The sequence below is a fragment of the Kitasatospora sp. NBC_01560 genome (assembly GCF_045208415.1).
GTDB lineage: Bacteria > Actinomycetota > Actinomycetes > Streptomycetales > Streptomycetaceae > Kitasatospora.
Genome location: NZ_CP109364.1, coordinates 6,702,081 through 6,715,678, shown reverse-complemented (window position 1 = coordinate 6,715,678; position 13,598 = coordinate 6,702,081). Strand labels below are relative to the sequence as shown.

17 protein-coding genes are annotated in these 13,598 nt (G+C 71.3%); 8 read left to right on the top strand and 9 right to left on the bottom strand.

Features of this window, described 5'->3' with window-relative positions:
* Positions 1-720, top strand: coding sequence for an ABC transporter permease (locus OH807_RS29045; protein WP_406211264.1), 720 nt, complete (start codon positions 1-3; stop codon positions 718-720).
* Between the two features lie 31 nt (positions 721-751).
* On the opposite strand, the gene OH807_RS29040 is transcribed toward OH807_RS29045, so the two are convergent.
* The 5 genes from OH807_RS29040 to OH807_RS29020 form a co-directional block, all read right to left on the bottom strand.
* Entirely contained in the window at positions 752-1,720 is a 969-nt protein-coding gene (locus tag OH807_RS29040) for a YhjD/YihY/BrkB family envelope integrity protein (protein WP_406204521.1), read from the bottom strand.
* Between the two features lie 166 nt (positions 1,721-1,886).
* Complete coding sequence (locus OH807_RS29035) at positions 1,887-2,180, bottom strand: hypothetical protein (RefSeq protein WP_406204518.1); 294 nt, start codon at positions 2,178-2,180, stop codon at positions 1,887-1,889.
* On the bottom strand, positions 2,177-2,419 hold the full coding sequence (locus OH807_RS29030; RefSeq protein ID WP_406204515.1) for a hypothetical protein: 243 nt from the start codon (positions 2,417-2,419) through the stop codon (positions 2,177-2,179). Before OH807_RS29030 ends, OH807_RS29035 begins: the two co-directional genes overlap by 4 nt.
* Positions 2,407-2,664, bottom strand: coding sequence for a hypothetical protein (locus OH807_RS29025; RefSeq protein ID WP_406204512.1), 258 nt, complete (start codon positions 2,662-2,664; stop codon positions 2,407-2,409). The genes OH807_RS29030 and OH807_RS29025 overlap by 13 nt, the downstream gene beginning before the upstream one ends.
* Positions 2,661-3,029: an ATP-binding protein gene (locus OH807_RS29020; RefSeq protein WP_406204510.1), complete on the bottom strand. Its 369-nt coding sequence runs from the start codon at positions 3,027-3,029 to the stop codon at positions 2,661-2,663. Before OH807_RS29020 ends, OH807_RS29025 begins: the two co-directional genes overlap by 4 nt.
* A gap of 303 nt (positions 3,030-3,332) precedes the next feature.
* Here OH807_RS29020 and OH807_RS29015 point away from each other — a divergent pair, with 303 nt between their 5' ends.
* The 3 genes from OH807_RS29015 to OH807_RS29005 all read left to right on the top strand — a co-directional run bounded on the left by OH807_RS29015 (position 3,333) and on the right by OH807_RS29005 (position 6,443).
* On the top strand, positions 3,333-4,196 hold the full coding sequence (locus OH807_RS29015) for a helix-turn-helix domain-containing protein (RefSeq protein WP_406204507.1): 864 nt from the start codon (positions 3,333-3,335) through the stop codon (positions 4,194-4,196).
* The gene (locus OH807_RS29010; RefSeq protein WP_406204505.1) at positions 4,189-4,389 is read left to right on the top strand and encodes a DUF397 domain-containing protein; all 201 of its coding nucleotides are present in this window, start codon (positions 4,189-4,191) and stop codon (positions 4,387-4,389) included. The genes OH807_RS29015 and OH807_RS29010 overlap by 8 nt, the downstream gene beginning before the upstream one ends.
* 128 nt (positions 4,390-4,517) lie before the next feature.
* Positions 4,518-6,443 (top strand): OmpL47-type beta-barrel domain-containing protein, encoded by a 1,926-nt coding sequence (locus OH807_RS29005; RefSeq protein WP_406204503.1) that lies wholly within the window; start codon positions 4,518-4,520, stop codon positions 6,441-6,443.
* Positions 6,444-6,583: 140 nt separating this feature from the next.
* Here the strand turns inward: OH807_RS29005 and OH807_RS29000 are convergent, their stop codons facing one another.
* Entirely contained in the window at positions 6,584-6,970 is a 387-nt protein-coding gene (locus tag OH807_RS29000; RefSeq protein ID WP_406204500.1) for a TipAS antibiotic-recognition domain-containing protein, read from the bottom strand.
* A gap of 206 nt (positions 6,971-7,176) precedes the next feature.
* Between OH807_RS29000 and OH807_RS28995 the strand changes: the two genes are divergently transcribed.
* The 3 genes from OH807_RS28995 (at position 7,177) to OH807_RS28985 (ending at position 9,314) form a co-directional block, all read left to right on the top strand.
* Entirely contained in the window at positions 7,177-7,755 is a 579-nt protein-coding gene (locus OH807_RS28995) for a maltokinase N-terminal cap-like domain-containing protein (protein WP_406204497.1), read from the top strand.
* A 294-nt stretch (positions 7,756-8,049) separates the two neighbouring features.
* Positions 8,050-8,682 carry a hypothetical protein gene (locus tag OH807_RS28990; RefSeq protein ID WP_406204494.1) on the top strand — a complete coding sequence of 211 codons (633 nt, stop codon included), beginning with the start codon at positions 8,050-8,052 and terminating at the stop codon, positions 8,680-8,682.
* Between the two features lie 47 nt (positions 8,683-8,729).
* Positions 8,730-9,314 (top strand): RICIN domain-containing protein, encoded by a 585-nt coding sequence (locus tag OH807_RS28985; protein ID WP_406204491.1) that lies wholly within the window; start codon positions 8,730-8,732, stop codon positions 9,312-9,314.
* 198 nt (positions 9,315-9,512) lie between these two features.
* Here OH807_RS28985 and OH807_RS28980 read toward each other — a convergent pair whose 3' ends face one another.
* Positions 9,513-10,220, bottom strand: coding sequence for an LAETG motif-containing sortase-dependent surface protein (locus OH807_RS28980; RefSeq protein ID WP_406204489.1), 708 nt, complete (start codon positions 10,218-10,220; stop codon positions 9,513-9,515).
* Positions 10,221-10,520: 300 nt separating this feature from the next.
* Entirely contained in the window at positions 10,521-11,879 is a 1,359-nt protein-coding gene (locus OH807_RS28975; protein ID WP_406204487.1) for a choice-of-anchor A family protein, read from the bottom strand.
* A gap of 233 nt (positions 11,880-12,112) precedes the next feature.
* On the opposite strand from OH807_RS28975, the gene OH807_RS28970 reads away from it, so the two are divergent.
* The gene (locus OH807_RS28970) at positions 12,113-13,120 is read left to right on the top strand and encodes a COX15/CtaA family protein (RefSeq protein WP_406211262.1); all 1,008 of its coding nucleotides are present in this window, start codon (positions 12,113-12,115) and stop codon (positions 13,118-13,120) included.
* Positions 13,121-13,187: 67 nt separating this feature from the next.
* On the opposite strand, the gene OH807_RS28965 is transcribed toward OH807_RS28970, so the two are convergent.
* A complete protein-coding gene (locus tag OH807_RS28965; RefSeq protein WP_406204484.1) occupies positions 13,188-13,526 on the bottom strand; it encodes a hypothetical protein in 339 nt (112 codons plus the stop codon).
* Positions 13,527-13,598: the final 72 nt, after the last annotated feature.

Genomic DNA, 13,598 nt, shown 5'->3' with positions numbered 1-13,598 from the left:
ATGCTGCTCGCGCAGACCGCCTTCGAGACGAAGATGCTGCTGCGCAACGGCGAACAGCTGCTGCTGACCGTCATCATCCCGACGGTGCTGCTCGTCCTCTTCTCCGCCGTCGACATCGTCGCCGTCGAGGGCCCCGGCAAGCGCGTCGACTTCCTGGCGCCCGGCCTGCTCGCGCTCGCCGTGATGTCCACCGCCTTCACCGGGCAGGCCATCGCCACCGGCTTCGAGCGCCGCTACGGCGTCCTCAAGCGGCTGGGCGCCAGCCCGCTGCCGCGCTGGGCGCTGCTCACCGCCAAGACGGGATGCGTACTGGTGACGGAGGCGCTGCAGGTCGCGCTGCTGAGCGTGATCGCGCTCGCGCTCGGCTGGTCCCCGCAGGGCAACCCGCTCACCGTCGCCGCCCTGCTGGTGCTGGGCACCGCCGCCTTCTCCGGCCTCGGCCTGCTGATGGCCGGCACGCTCAAGGCGGAGGCCACGCTCGCCGCCGCCAACCTGGTCTTCATCCTGCTGCTGCTGGCGGGCGGGGTGATCGTGCCGCTGTCGAAGTTCCCGTCCGCCGTCCAGTCGGTGCTGGAGCTGACCCCGATCGCCGCACTCTCGGACGGCCTGCGGTCCGTCCTCCAGGCCGGTGCCGGCGTGCCGTGGGCGGACCTGGGCATCCTGGGCGGCTGGGCGGTGCTCGGCCTGGCCGCGGCGGCCCGGTTCTTCCGCTGGGAGTGAGTGAGCGCGGGTGACGGGGCGGCCCCGACGGTCAGCGTTCGCCCGGGCCGTCGGAGTCGCTGTCCGGATCCTTCGACCGGCGGTAGCGGGTGATCAACTGCCGGGTGGTGTGCCACCGTGAGCGCGCCTGCTCGATCACGGTGTGCCATTCGCGGCGGATCTCGTCGTCGGGCGGGCGCTCGCCCCTGGCGATGCCGACGAGCTCGTCGCGCACCTCCCGCCCGAGCGCGGCCGCCCCGACGATGACGACCATCGCGCCGAAGAGCGCCGAGAGCGTCGCGAAGACGGCACCCACCGCGCCGTAGCGGGCGGCCGAGGAACTGAACAGGTGCGGCAGGTAGACCGCCGCACCCACCGAGTACACCGCCACCAGGACGCCCGCGACGACTCCGAACGGGACCAGGGCCCGCCAGGCGACCCGCCGCGCGGTGAGGATCCGGCCGCTCCAGACGAGGAAGGCCGCCGTCACCGGCGCCTCGGCCACGGCCGCGGCCACCTGTAGGCGCCCGTGGCCGAGGAACCCGTAGACCAGGCCGGTGACCGTCACGTAGCCGGCCAGGCCGGCCACCCACCACAGGTCGTTCAGCGTGTTGCGCACACTGAGCGGCCTGAGCTCCCAGGTCTGTTCGAACAGGCGCTGGACGGCCCGCGCGAAGCTCAGTACCGAGATCACGAGGAACACCACCCCGAAGACCCCGACGGTGGCACTCGTGTCGGACCCGAGCGAAAGGACCTGCCGGACGGCGTAGGCGCCTTCCCCGGTGAGCTGGTAGCGGCTGATGATCCGGTCCGCCGTGTCCTGGTGTCCCGTGTGTCTCAGGATGCTGCCGGCGAGGATCGAGAGCGGGACGGTCGCGGCCAGCGCCCCGGCGGCCAGGGCCATCGAGCGGTCGAAGCCCACGAGCTTCTGGAAGCGGCTGACGCAGCGGAGGGCGAAGGCCGGGCGCAGCCAGAACGTCAGCGTTCTGATGACGCGTTCGCGGCTGGTCTGGGCCGTCACGCCCTCCTTGGATCCCCGAGCTCCTGTCCTGCCTGCGAGCGTAGCCCGCCCGGCCCTCGGCGGGAGCTCGTGACGCGGCCGTGCGGGGACGTCCAGGCAGGCGGCACGGTGCGGCGAGGTGCGGCGAGGCCCTCGCCCGGGCGGGCGAGGGCCTTCGTGGCCGCGCTCAGCCGGGTATGCGGTGGCGGCCGGGCCCGGGGTTGGTTTCGGGGCTGGTTTCGGGGCTGGTTTCGGGCCCGAAGCGCCCGGCCTGGCGGGCGATCCAGGCGTACTCGTGGGTGCCGTCCGGGAGTCGGCGCAGCTCCCAGCGGCCGTGCCGGGTGATCGGCGGCGGGGGCTCGTCCGGCGGGGGCGGCATCCTGAGCGTGGCGACGACGCCGAAGGCGACGGTGGCCAGCGCCAGCGCGAGGAGGGTGAGCAGGGCGGCGCCGACGAGGAAGCCGGCGGTGCCGCTCCTCATCGGCGGATCCCGATCACGCGGTGGCCGAGGTGGGCGGCGAGGGCGTGGAGCAGGTCGTGAGCCTGGTCGCGGGTGAGGGGGACGGCGAGGTGTTCGCCGGGCGCGGCGTGGATGTCGAGGTCGACGGCGACGCGCAGCTGGAGGGCGGCGTCGGGGACGTGCTCGACGGCGAGGAAGGCGACGGTGGTGCGCTCGGTGTGGATCGCCTCGGTGGTGACCATCGGGATCAGGACTCCCACGGCCGGACCTCCTCGGTGTCGCGGAGCAGGTGGAGGAGGTTGAGGAGGGTGGCGACGGGGGCGTTGCCGAAGTCGACCAGGAGGCGGCCGTCGACGGTGCCGTTGACCGTGGTGGCGGAGCCCCACCGGATGCCGAACTGCGATCCCCGGGTGTGGAGTTCGCGCAGCAGCGCGGTGACCTGCGCATCGGTGTACTCGCGCATCCCGGGGTCGTCGGGCGCGATCGGGGCGCGGCGGGCGCTCACGCGGCGCAGTCCAGCTCGAACCAGACGAACTTGCCGTTCTTCCGGGGGCTCGCCCCGAACCGGTGGGTGAGCGAGCGCACGAGGTGCAGGCCGCGCCCGGAGAGCTCGTAGGGGTCGGCGGACGTTCTGGGCTCGGGCAGGACGGGGCTGTCGTCCGAGACCGAGACGCGCAGCGTGCGGGTGGCGAGCAGGACGACGACGACCGTCGGGGCGGGGCTGCCGCCGTGCTTCCAGGCGTTGACGAACAGCTCACAGAGGGCGAGTTCGGCGTCACGGGCCAGGCCGTCCGGCCAGCCGGCGGCGGACAGCGCGTGGCGCAGCGCCTCGCGGGCGGCGGACCAGTCGGGCGGGTTGAAGGCGCACATGAGGGACCTCCGGACGAGGTGGAAGGAGAGGTTCGTCGATCACCGGCGGAGACGTCACCGTGAGCCAGGCCAGGACATGGCTGCTCTGCGGTGCGGGGGCAGCAGGCGCCTACTGCCCTGGAAACAGGCGTTACTGACGACCCGTCGGATCGATGTGATATCGACCATAGCGCAAGCTCTCTTAAAGTTAATCCAGATCCGAGAAGGTTCCCTCTTCGGTGGGACGGCCGCCGCCCCGCACCCAACTGGCACCGCCGACGCGCGGCGCGGCAGACTGACGCCCGTACCCGCAGAGAGGACGTCATGGCCCTTCGCCCGAACCCAACCCTTCGCCAACGTCGCCTCGGCGCCGAGCTGCGAAGGATGCGAGAGCGAGCCGGCTTCGGAGGCAGCCACCTTGCCCGCCTGCTCGGGGTGACTCCGGCACTGGTGACCCAGATGGAGAACGGAAAGTCCTCTGTCAGCGTGGAGCGCCTGCGGGCGATTGCGGCGGCCTGCACCTGTGAGAACGAATCCCTGATCGACGCACTCGCCGACATCGTCGAGGAACGAGAAACAGGCTGGTGGGAGGAGTTCAGCCCCGGCCTGACCACCGACCTCCTCGATGTGGCCGCGATCGAGGGTCATGCACGAAGGATCTCCACGTACTCGATCACCTTCCTCCCCGGGCTGCTCCAGACTCCGGCCTACGCGACTTCGGTATTCGCTCGTGCGATCCCACCGTTGCCGCGCACCGATGTCGAGCTCAGGATGGCTTTCCGCCTCCAGAGGCAGGAGATCATCCGGACCAGCGCGACGCCCTACACGGCGTTCATCCACGAAGCCGCACTCCGCATGCAGTTCAGTGGGCCGGAGGTACTTGCCGAGCAACTCGGGACTCTCACCGAAGACTCCGAGAGCTCCGGAATCTCAGTTCGAGTGGTGCCCTTCGACATCGAATCTCTGCCCGGCCCCAGCGAGAACTTCGTCTACACCGAGGGCCCGGTGACCGAACTGGACACTGTGCAGATCGACATCAGCTTCGGGTGCCCGCTCTTCGACGCTCCATCCGACCTGGCGAACTACCGCGAGATCCTCACCCGCATGGCATCCGTAGCCCTCACGGAGGAGCGGTCCCGAGACTTCATCCGATCCATCAAGAAGGAGATCGAGAGCAAGCATGGGTAGCCCCATATGGCAGAAGTCCAGCTACTCCGGATCCAGCAACGCCTGCATCGAGATCCGCACCGCAGGCGGGCTGATCGAACTCCGCGAGTCCGACGACGCCGACACCATCCTCCGCACCACCCCCGTCAAGCTCGCCGCCCTCCTCCATGCCATCAAGGCCGGCGACTACGACCGCCACGCCTCCCCCGCGTAGCGAGTCGTTCCGGCGGCCCCCTGCTCCTCGCAAGGGGCCGCCGGCAGTGTGACCGGTGCGCCTCCGACGGGGTGACTGTTCGACGGGTCATGACAGGTTCGCGACGGTCTGACACTTAGCGTGACGGCATGACCACATATCATCCGCTCGGTGCCGCCGCGCCCTCGCGGATCATCCGGCACCCCGGCCTCGCGCCCCTCTTCGTCCTGGCCCTCGCCCTGCTCACCCTCGTCGCCGCCATCACGCCCGCCGCGGCCGCGCGCCGGGCGGGCGGCCTGCTCGGAGTGAACCTCGTCAACAGCAGCGACCGCGACCTGACCTTCACCGGCCTCCAGGTCACCGACGGGTGCGCCTACACCAACCCGCCGGCGCGACTCGCCGCCCTCGGCGGCACCGGGCAGTTCAACGTCGGCGTGTGCGACGGCTCCAACGGCGCGTCGGGCACCGTCAGCTACCAGGTGGGCGGTGAGAGCCAGGGCACCCTGATCACGCTCGGCTGGAACGTCCCGGCCCCGCTCGACGTGCCGAACACCTTCACCGAGACCGTGCCCACGGGCTACGTGGCGAGCCACAGCGGCGGCACCGGCCCCTTCGACCCCGTCACCTTCACCGTCGACTGCAACTCCACCACCTGCGACGGGATCCCGGACGACTGGAAGCGCAACGGCGTCACGATCAAGCCCAGCGACGGCAGCCCCGACCAGTTCATCGACCTCAAGGCGATGGGCGCCGACGTGAACAAGCCGGACATCTTCGTCCAGGTCGACTGGATGGCCGACGACACCCACAGCCACGCGCTCACCAACGACGCGATCAGGAAGGTCGTCGACGCCTTCAAGAACTCCCCGTTCAACCGGCACAGCCCCACCACCGGGATCAACCTGCACGTCGACGCCGGGCCGGACAGCTTCCTCGACTACACCAAGAACACCACCTGGGGGGCGCTCAGCAAGGCGAAGAAGCAGACCGAGGCGGCCAACCTCGGCACGGTGGACGCCAGCGGGCGCTACCTGTGGAACGACTTCAACAAGATCAAGACGGCCAAGGGCGGCTTCATCAGCACCGGGCGGAGCTCGATCTTCCACTACGCCATCGCGGCGCACAACCTCCAGCCCGGCGTCACGTACAGCGGCGTCGCCGCCGGCGTACCGGGCAGCGACTTCATCGTCAGCCTGGGCAGCTTCGACAACCGGGTCGGCAACACCAACCAGCAGGCCGGCACGCTGATGCACGAGCTGGGGCACGACCTGGGCCTGAAGCACGCCGGAAACGCCGACGCGCCCAACCACCAGCCGCAGTACTTCAGCGTGATGAACTACTCCTACCAGCTGGGCGGCCTGTCGATCGGCACCACCACCGGGGTCATGGACTACTCGCGCGCGGCGGCCTCGCTGACCGAGCCGACGCTGAACGAGCGCCAGTTCCCGGCCAGCGCCGCCGGCTACGACGTCATGCACTGGTGCCCGAACACCAAGCAGGGCTCCCGCTTCGTCACCGTCCAGGCGAGCGCCGCCCAGGTCGACTGGAACTGTGACGGCATGATCAGCCAGAACACCGTCGCGTTCGACACCAACAACGACGGGGCCCAGACCACGCTGAACGGCCACGGGGACTGGGACAACATCCAGCTGCGCGGCGGCTCGATCGCCCACTCGGGCGCGGCCGGGGTCCCGGCGCCGACCGAGGAGAACGAGATCACCCTCGAAGAGGCCGCCATGGAGCTGCCGCTCGACACCCTGCCGCCGGTCACCACCGCGAGCACCGACCCCCGGCCCGACCGGCACGGTGTCTACCACTCGGACGTCCGGGTCACCCTCGACGCCACCGACGACATCAGCGGCGTCGCGATGACCGACTACCGGGTCGACGGCGGCGAGTGGAAGCGCTACACCGAGCCGTTCACGGTGAGCGGCGACGGCCGCCACGAGGTCGCGTACCGCTCGGTCGACCACTCGCAGAACGCGGAGCAGGAGCACTGCCTGGAGATCCGGATCGACTGCGACCCTCGTAACGCGGAGCTCTGGGACGCGTCCGACGGCTCCCAGGAGGGCTGAGCCGGCCGGCATCTGACGCACCACCACGGGCCCGGGCCACCGCGAGGCTGCCCGGGCCCCGTCGCGCGGCGCGACCTCGCCCCAAAGCTGAATGACCCTCCGACAAAGGAAGCTCGGGCTGCCGCGCAGCTCCGGCACTCCTACGCGGCGAAACCGGTCCCGCGTTCGGCGAAGACACCGATCGCCTCACCCAGGAACTCCACCATCCTCGGGTGGTAGGAGTTGTGGAACTCCCTCATGCCGTCGTCCTCCCCGTAGAAGAGCGCCATGCCGACATAGGCTTCCCTGGTGGGGACGTAGAAACGGCAGATGATGTCGAAGTGCCTGCCGACGAGCTCCTGGACCTGCGGATCGCCGGGCAGGGATTCGTCCAGAGCGGCCGCGATCTCCTTGTACAGCACGTCCCAGTCGCGGTGGACGCGCTCCCTGTCCACGTGCTCCCAGTCGTTGGTCTCGGCGAGGCTCTTCGCCTGCTCCTCGGCCAACGCCCGGCGACACTCGTCCTCGTACTGACTGCGACCGCCCATGGCACCCGTTCCCATTCGTCCAACTACCCATCAATGATCTTGATTCAGACGAACGGTGACACGCCCCCACAGGTACGGCAAACCGTTTTGTCGGGCCGCGTCGAACCGTCCGCAGCGGCAGCGCCGGTACGGCAGGGATGCTCGTCCGCTAGGTTCGATCACGTTCCCGTCGGAGGACGGGCCCGGACCTACGCGTGAAGGAACTCATGGCCGCCATTCACCGCACCACCATGACGCCCACCAAGCTGGAACTGCTCACCGACTGGCTGCCGAAGCAGAGCTGGTACCTGGGCACCGGCGCCGCCCCGGCACTGGAGCGGGCCGGCGGGTTCCGGCTGGACGATCCGGCGGGCGCGGTCGGGATCGAGTTCATGGTCGTGGTGGACACCTCCGCACAGGAGCCGGTGGCGTACCTGGTGCCGATGGCCTACCGCGCTGCGGCCCTGGAGGGCGCCCCCGGCGAGGCGTTGATCGGCACCTCCGAGCACGGCGTGCTCGGCACCCGGTGGATCTACGACGGCGCCCACGACCCGGCGGTGACGGCGCAGCTCCGCGCCCTGCTGCGCGGCGAGGCCGTACCGCAGCACCAGAGCCTGAGCGACACCGCCGACCCCACCGTCACCGTGCACGGAACCGCCCCCGGCGAGGCGTTCGACGTCCGGCTCCACCGCGTCCTCCGGCCGGCGGAGGCCGCACCGGGCCCTGCTGCGACCCTCCTCGCCGGGTGGACCTGGCCGGACGGAACGACCGTGCGGGGCGCGTTCGCCACCGTCGCCCCCCGCTGACGCGGGAAGGTCGACGGCACACGCCCCCGGAGTGGGAAGTCGGACCGGCCGACTTCCCACTCCCCGCGTGGGCACCGTTCGGCAAAAGCCCGGGGTGGTGGCGGATACCCGCCGGCCGTTCTTCACGTCATACCGGTTGCCCGTCCGATCGGCGATGGTTCGGACCGGATCCACCCCCAGAAGGTTGGGATACCGGGCACCCGGCTCCGGCGGCGAGGATGCCTGTACCGGGAGATGTGGCATGCACGAGACACGTCTCCCGGCCGTATCCCGTCCGACCGGAGGAGCACTCCCATGACTTCGCGCAACCGACGCGCCGTCCTCACCTCGGGCCTCGCCGCACTGTTCGCGGTGACCGGCCTCGGGCTGGGCGCCGCACCCGCACAGGCCGATCCGCCCCCGACCCCCGTCTGCAACCCGGACCGGGACTACCTCTGGGAGGACATCGTCTCGGCCCGGGTCGACCCGACCGTCACCGACTTCGTCGCGGTCGCCATCACCCCCGGCACCACCGGCCAGTACACCAGGACGCTGACCGAGATCAACTCCGTGAGCACCACGGTCAACAACAGCGTGGAGGTCACGGCCGAGTTCAAGGCGCTCTTCGCCAAGGTCAGCGCCAAGGTCGGTTTCGCGGTGACCGACACCAAGTCGAGCACCCGCAGCACCTCCGTCACCGACACCGTGAACTTCAACAGCCCTGGCTACTACGGCATGTACCGCGGCACCCGGAAGGTGACCGGCGAGTGGGTCCGGTACATCTGCGCCCGCTCGGGGCCGGGCACCGGGTACTGGATCAACATCACCCCCGGCAGCCCCGGCACCTTCACCACCTTCGACGTTCCCGAGCAGGGCACCGTCTCCTGCGCCTGGCCCGAGCCGGCCGGCACTCTGCGCGCCGCCGCCCGACTGCGGCTCTTCTGCTGATCATCCGCCGGTGCAGCCCGCAAACCCTCAGCCGTGAAAGCGAGTTCATGATGCCCGTTCTTCACCGACTCCGCCGCGGGGTGGCCGCGTCCGGCACTGCGGCCGCCGTCGCCCTGCTGGTAGCCGCCGGCCCGACCGCCGTCGCGGCTCCCGCCCCCGCGCCGACCGCCCTCAACACCACCTGGGGCGACTTCACCTGCGACGGGGGCTTGTACCGCATCAACACCGGCACCGGCCGGCCCCTGACCGTCGCCCTGTCGCCCGGGAACCACGGCTCCGTCATCCAGTACTTCTGGGGCAACGAGTCCAATCAGAAGTGGATCTACTGCCACCGGCCCGAGCCCGACGGCCGCGAGACGGTGGTCTTCCAGGACAGCTGGCGGCACTGGTGCCTCGCCGTCGACGGGAATTCCATGAGCTACGGAGCCTGGATCCTCACCACCGGCTGCTTCAGTGACCACATCCCCACCGAGCAGCAGTTCGTGAAGACGAAGGTCCCCGGTACCAACCTGTTCGCACTCCAGGGCCAGCACTCCGGGAAGTGGGTCGCCGCCCAGTACCACGCCGACACCCTCGGCCAACAGATCGTCCAGGACGACCGGCCCGACCTCTACTCCCTCCAGGCCCTCTGACGACCGTGCGGCTGCCGGGGAGCCCCTCCACGGACGCCCGGTGCGCCGGGGTGGAACGGAGCGAACCTTGAGGCCCACCGCGCGTCGGGCGGGCCACCGTCGCCGGGCGGCCGCTCCGGCCGGCGGGCGCAACCCACGGCGGCCCCCCGCTCGACGTGCGAGCGGGGGGCCGCCGGGGGTGTTGCCGGGTGCCGCGCGTCAGCTCTCGCTGCCGTTGCTGCGGCGCTTGCGGGCGACGAGGACGAGCGCGCCGCCGAGCAGCACGACGCCGCCGCCGGCCGCGGCGATGACCGGGGTGGAGTTGCTGCTACCGGTCGCGGCGAGCGCCGGGCCCGGGGTGGCGGTGCTCGGGGCCGGGGTGGGCGTCTTGGCCGGGGTGGTGACCGCCGCGGTCGGGCTCACCGTCGCGGTGGGCGAGGCCGTGCCGCTCGGGGTCGGCTTCGGCGTCGGGGTCGGCGTCGCCGTGGCGGTCGGCGTCGGGGTGGGGGTCGTGGTCCTGGTGGGCGTGGGGGTCGGCGTCGGGGTCGGGGTGTGGCAGACCTCGATCGTCTTGGTCTCGGTCTTGTTCCAGTCGTGGTTCTTCGGGTCCTCGGTGGTGGTGACCACGATGGTCGCGGAGACCGGCTTGTCGTGGTCCTTGACCGGGTACGTGCCGTGGAACTCCTTGCCGAACGACTTCTGGTCCAGCACCTTCTCACCGTCGACGGTCAGGCTGACGACGTTCTTCACGCCCGACTGGTCGCTGTAGTTGGTCAGGTCGATCACGATCTTGTCGCAGCTCACCTGCCAGCTCGGCGAGTGCGCCGAGGCGCTGGTGGCCAGTGCCATCGGCAGCAGGACGGCGGCCGCTGCCGCCCCTGCCAGTGCCGCGCCCCTGATGCCGAGCTGCCGCTGCTGTCGCGCCATTTCGTTGTCCCCTCCGAACGGTCCTGTGCAGCAGGCATGTTGAGTGGTTTGGCGGTGGCCCGCTACGACTGTCCGGGGGACTCTACCGGCACTCCCGCCCCTGCCCACACCCCGCCGTGCGACCGGATTTCGTCTGTCCGTCCGGCCTCGGATGTGCATAACTAGCCCACCACACCTGCGACCTCGGGGAACAGCGCTTCGGCAAACTTGATCTGTTTCTGTCACACCGGCCAAAAACTGCTGCCCTTGAGGGTCGGAAACCGACCCTCAAGGGCAGCAGGGCGAACCGTCGGACAGGCGTCAGCCGTTCCTGGCCGCCCGACGGCGCGCCGCGACCACGATCGCGCCACCGGCCGCGACCACGACCGCGCCGCCGATCGCCAGCGGGACGACCGGGCCGGAGCCGGTGTGCGCGAGGTTGCCGCCGCCGGTCGCCTCGGCGGACGGGCTCGCGGAGGCACTCGGCGCACCCGGCGCGGCGGAGGCGGAGGCGGACGGGCTGCCGGAGGCGCCCGTGCTCGGCCGGCCGCCGGCCGGGGTGGACGGGGCGCCCGAAGCGCCCGGGGTCACCGAGGCGCCCGGCGTGCCCGGGGCGCTCGGGGTGACCGACGCCGAGGGCGAGCCGCTCGGGACGGTGGTCGGCGGCACCGTCGGCGGGACGCTCGGCACGGTGGTCGGCGGCGTGACGACCGGCAGGCAGCCGGTGAACGGGTAGTGGTGCGTCTCCGCGCCGCCCTCGCCGGACAGCGACTTGGCGATGACCGAGCCGTTGACCGGTCCGCCGCTGCCGAGATCGAAGGCGGCGTTCGGCGCGAGGACGGTGCCGGCCCAGGCGGCGGCGCTGTTCTTGACCACCTTGGTGGCGGTCGGGAAGTTCCAGAGCAGCTTGGCCCGGACGGCCCCGCCGGCGGCGCTCTGCAGCTTGTCGTCGAGGACGTACGCCTTCTTGGCCTCGTCCCACAGGTGGAAGCCGGTGGTCTTCGCGGCGGCCATGTCGTACGCGTCGCCGGTCACGTTGATCACGGTGACCGACCCGGCCGGCACCTTCAGGAACACGTCGTGGGCGCCCTGCAGGGTGGCGGCGCCGACCGTGAAGCTGTTGAGCCGGCCGTCGGCGCCGCTGAGGCGCAGCTCCGCGCCCTTGGACTCCACCGTGGCCCCGGCGGTCTGCGGCACGGCGGCGAGCGCGGTGGAGGCGGCGCGCAGCTTGGCGAACTCCGCCTTGAAGTCGATCGGGGACGCGCCCTTGCCCGTCTTGCCCTGGTGCGCCTCCAGGACGCCGGTCAGGGTGCCGCCGTAGATCCCGTTGCCCTTCATGACCTGCGTGTTGTGACCGTTCAGGTTGCCGGCCACGACCAGTGCGTTGCCGCCCGGCAGTGCCGCGACCTGCTCGGCGGAGAGTTCCTGGCCGACCGAGAAGCCCTTCGGGTTCTTCGGGTCGTTGCCGGCGAAGTAGGCGTCACCGCCGACCGCCACGGCGCCCTCGGCGTCCGGGACGTGGTGGTCGTCGCCCTCGATGAACTCGCCGTAGAGGTTGGCGACACCGAGGGTCTGACACTGCTGCCCCGGTTCGGCGGCCTGGGCCACGGGGGTGACGAGGGCGGCCAGGGCAAGGGATCCGCCGAGTGCGAGCGCAGCGGCGGGTGTGGGTATGCGCATGTGCAGGGTCTCCGCTTGACGTGCGGTGGTGGGGGGCTCGGCCCGAAAAAGGTATGGACCAAACCGCACTCTTCCGGCCAGTCCGGGCATTGGTCAAGACCAATGCCCGGGTTGACCGAACCATCCCTTTTGCGCCAACGGCCTTGCCGGAGCGGCAAACCGCCCGGGCGTCCCGCGCGGTCCGCACGGCGCGCGGCCGCCCCGCCCCAAGATCGGCTGTAAGGGCGCCTACGATTGACCCCGTGCGTACCCCCTTCTCCCTGCTCGCCGATCGCTGGCAGCCCTCCGCCGACATGGTCAGGCGCGCCGCGTTCGCCGCGCTGGTGATGAGCGTGGTCATCGTGGTCACCGGCGGCGCCGTCCGGCTCACCGCCTCCGGCCTCGGCTGCACCACCTGGCCCCGCTGCACCGCCGAGAGCCTGACGCCGACGCCCGAAATGGGCTTCCACGGCATCGTCGAGTTCACCAACCGGATGCTCACCTACGTGCTGAGCGCCGCGGTCGGCTGGGCCATCCTGGCCGCCCGCTGCCACCGCCGGCCTTCGGCCGGGGGCACGGCGACGCCCTGGCGCCGCGGGCTCACCAAGCTGGGCTGGGCGCAGTTCTGGCTGGTGATGAGCAACGCCGTGCTCGGCGGCATCACCGTCCTGACCGGCCTCAACCCGTACACCGTCGCGCTGCACCTGATCGCCGCGATGGGCCTGGTCTGGGTCGCGCTGCTGATGTGGGAGCGCGCGAAGGAGGGCGACGGGCCGGCGCAGCCGCTGGCCGCCCGCCCGGTCGTGCAGCTCACGTACGTCCTGGCCACCGTGATCGGCCTGCTGGTGGCGGCCGGGACGCTGGTGACCGGCGCCGGGCACCACCCGGGGACGCCCAAGGACAACAAGCTGGTGCCGCGGATCCCGATCGACTACGACCGCCTCGCGCAGGTCCACGCCGACCTGGCGTTCCTCTCGGTCGGCCTGGCCGTCGCCGTGCTGTTCGTGCTCGCCGCGGTGAAGGCCCCGCCGGCCGCGAAGGCCCGGGCCCGCGAGCTGCTCGCGGTGCTGCTGGTCCAGGGCGTGCTGGGCTTCGTCCAGTACTTCACCGACGTCCCGGAGATCCTGGTCGGCCTGCACATGCTGGGCGCCACGCTCACCTGGATCGCCGCGCTGCGCATCCCGCTCGCGCTGCGGGTCCGCGCCGAGGACGCGCCCGCCGTTCCCGGGCCGGCCCGGGAGCCGCAGACCGCCACCGCCTGACGCACCCCGTACGCGAAGGGGGCCCCGGGATCACCCGGGGCCCCCTTCGCGCGTTCGCGGTCCGGCGTCAGCCGCCGATCTGGATGCCGGCCATCCGCTTCCACTCGTACGGGCCCGTCTTCACCTTCAGGCCGAGCTCACCCTCGAAGCTGTCGTGCAGGGTGATGCCGGCCAGCTCGGCGGCCCGGCGGCCGACCGCGTAGCTCGGGGCGACCTGGTCGCCCCAGGCGCCGTCCGCGCCGACCACGACGATCCGGGTGGCCACGGCCCCGACGTACTCGACGACGCCGTCGGCACTGCCGCCGTGCTTCGCGGCGAAGCTGCTGAGGTGCTTGGCGATGCGCTTGGCGCGGCGCTCGACGCGGGCGTCCGGCGCGGCGGGGGTGGCGGTCTCTGCGCTGCTCATGCCCGCATGCTACCGAGCGGTAGCGGTGCTGGCGACGGGAGCGGACTGTGCACCGGGCCACATACTGGAACG

Bases quoted from the DNA above. Each gene is read 5' to 3' on its own strand.
- OH807_RS29045 (WP_406211264.1), top strand. From the start codon at position 1: ATGCTGCTCGCGCAGACCGCCTTCGAGACGAAGATGCTGCTGCGCAAC.
- OH807_RS29035 (WP_406204518.1), bottom strand. From the start codon at position 2,180: ATGAGGAGCGGCACCGCCGGCTTCCTCGTCGGCGCCGCCCTGCTCACC.
- OH807_RS29020 (WP_406204510.1), bottom strand. From the start codon at position 3,029: ATGTGCGCCTTCAACCCGCCCGACTGGTCCGCCGCCCGCGAGGCGCTG.
- OH807_RS29015 (WP_406204507.1), top strand. From the start codon at position 3,333: ATGGCCCTTCGCCCGAACCCAACCCTTCGCCAACGTCGCCTCGGCGCC.
- OH807_RS29010 (WP_406204505.1), top strand. From the start codon at position 4,189: ATGGGTAGCCCCATATGGCAGAAGTCCAGCTACTCCGGATCCAGCAAC.
- OH807_RS29005 (WP_406204503.1), top strand. From the start codon at position 4,518: ATGACCACATATCATCCGCTCGGTGCCGCCGCGCCCTCGCGGATCATC.
- OH807_RS29000 (WP_406204500.1), bottom strand. From the start codon at position 6,970: ATGGGCGGTCGCAGTCAGTACGAGGACGAGTGTCGCCGGGCGTTGGCC.
- OH807_RS28995 (WP_406204497.1), top strand. From the start codon at position 7,177: ATGGCCGCCATTCACCGCACCACCATGACGCCCACCAAGCTGGAACTG.
- OH807_RS28990 (WP_406204494.1), top strand. From the start codon at position 8,050: ATGACTTCGCGCAACCGACGCGCCGTCCTCACCTCGGGCCTCGCCGCA.
- OH807_RS28985 (WP_406204491.1), top strand. From the start codon at position 8,730: ATGATGCCCGTTCTTCACCGACTCCGCCGCGGGGTGGCCGCGTCCGGC.
- OH807_RS28980 (WP_406204489.1), bottom strand. From the start codon at position 10,220: ATGGCGCGACAGCAGCGGCAGCTCGGCATCAGGGGCGCGGCACTGGCA.
- OH807_RS28975 (WP_406204487.1), bottom strand. From the start codon at position 11,879: ATGCGCATACCCACACCCGCCGCTGCGCTCGCACTCGGCGGATCCCTT.
- OH807_RS28965 (WP_406204484.1), bottom strand. From the start codon at position 13,526: ATGAGCAGCGCAGAGACCGCCACCCCCGCCGCGCCGGACGCCCGCGTC.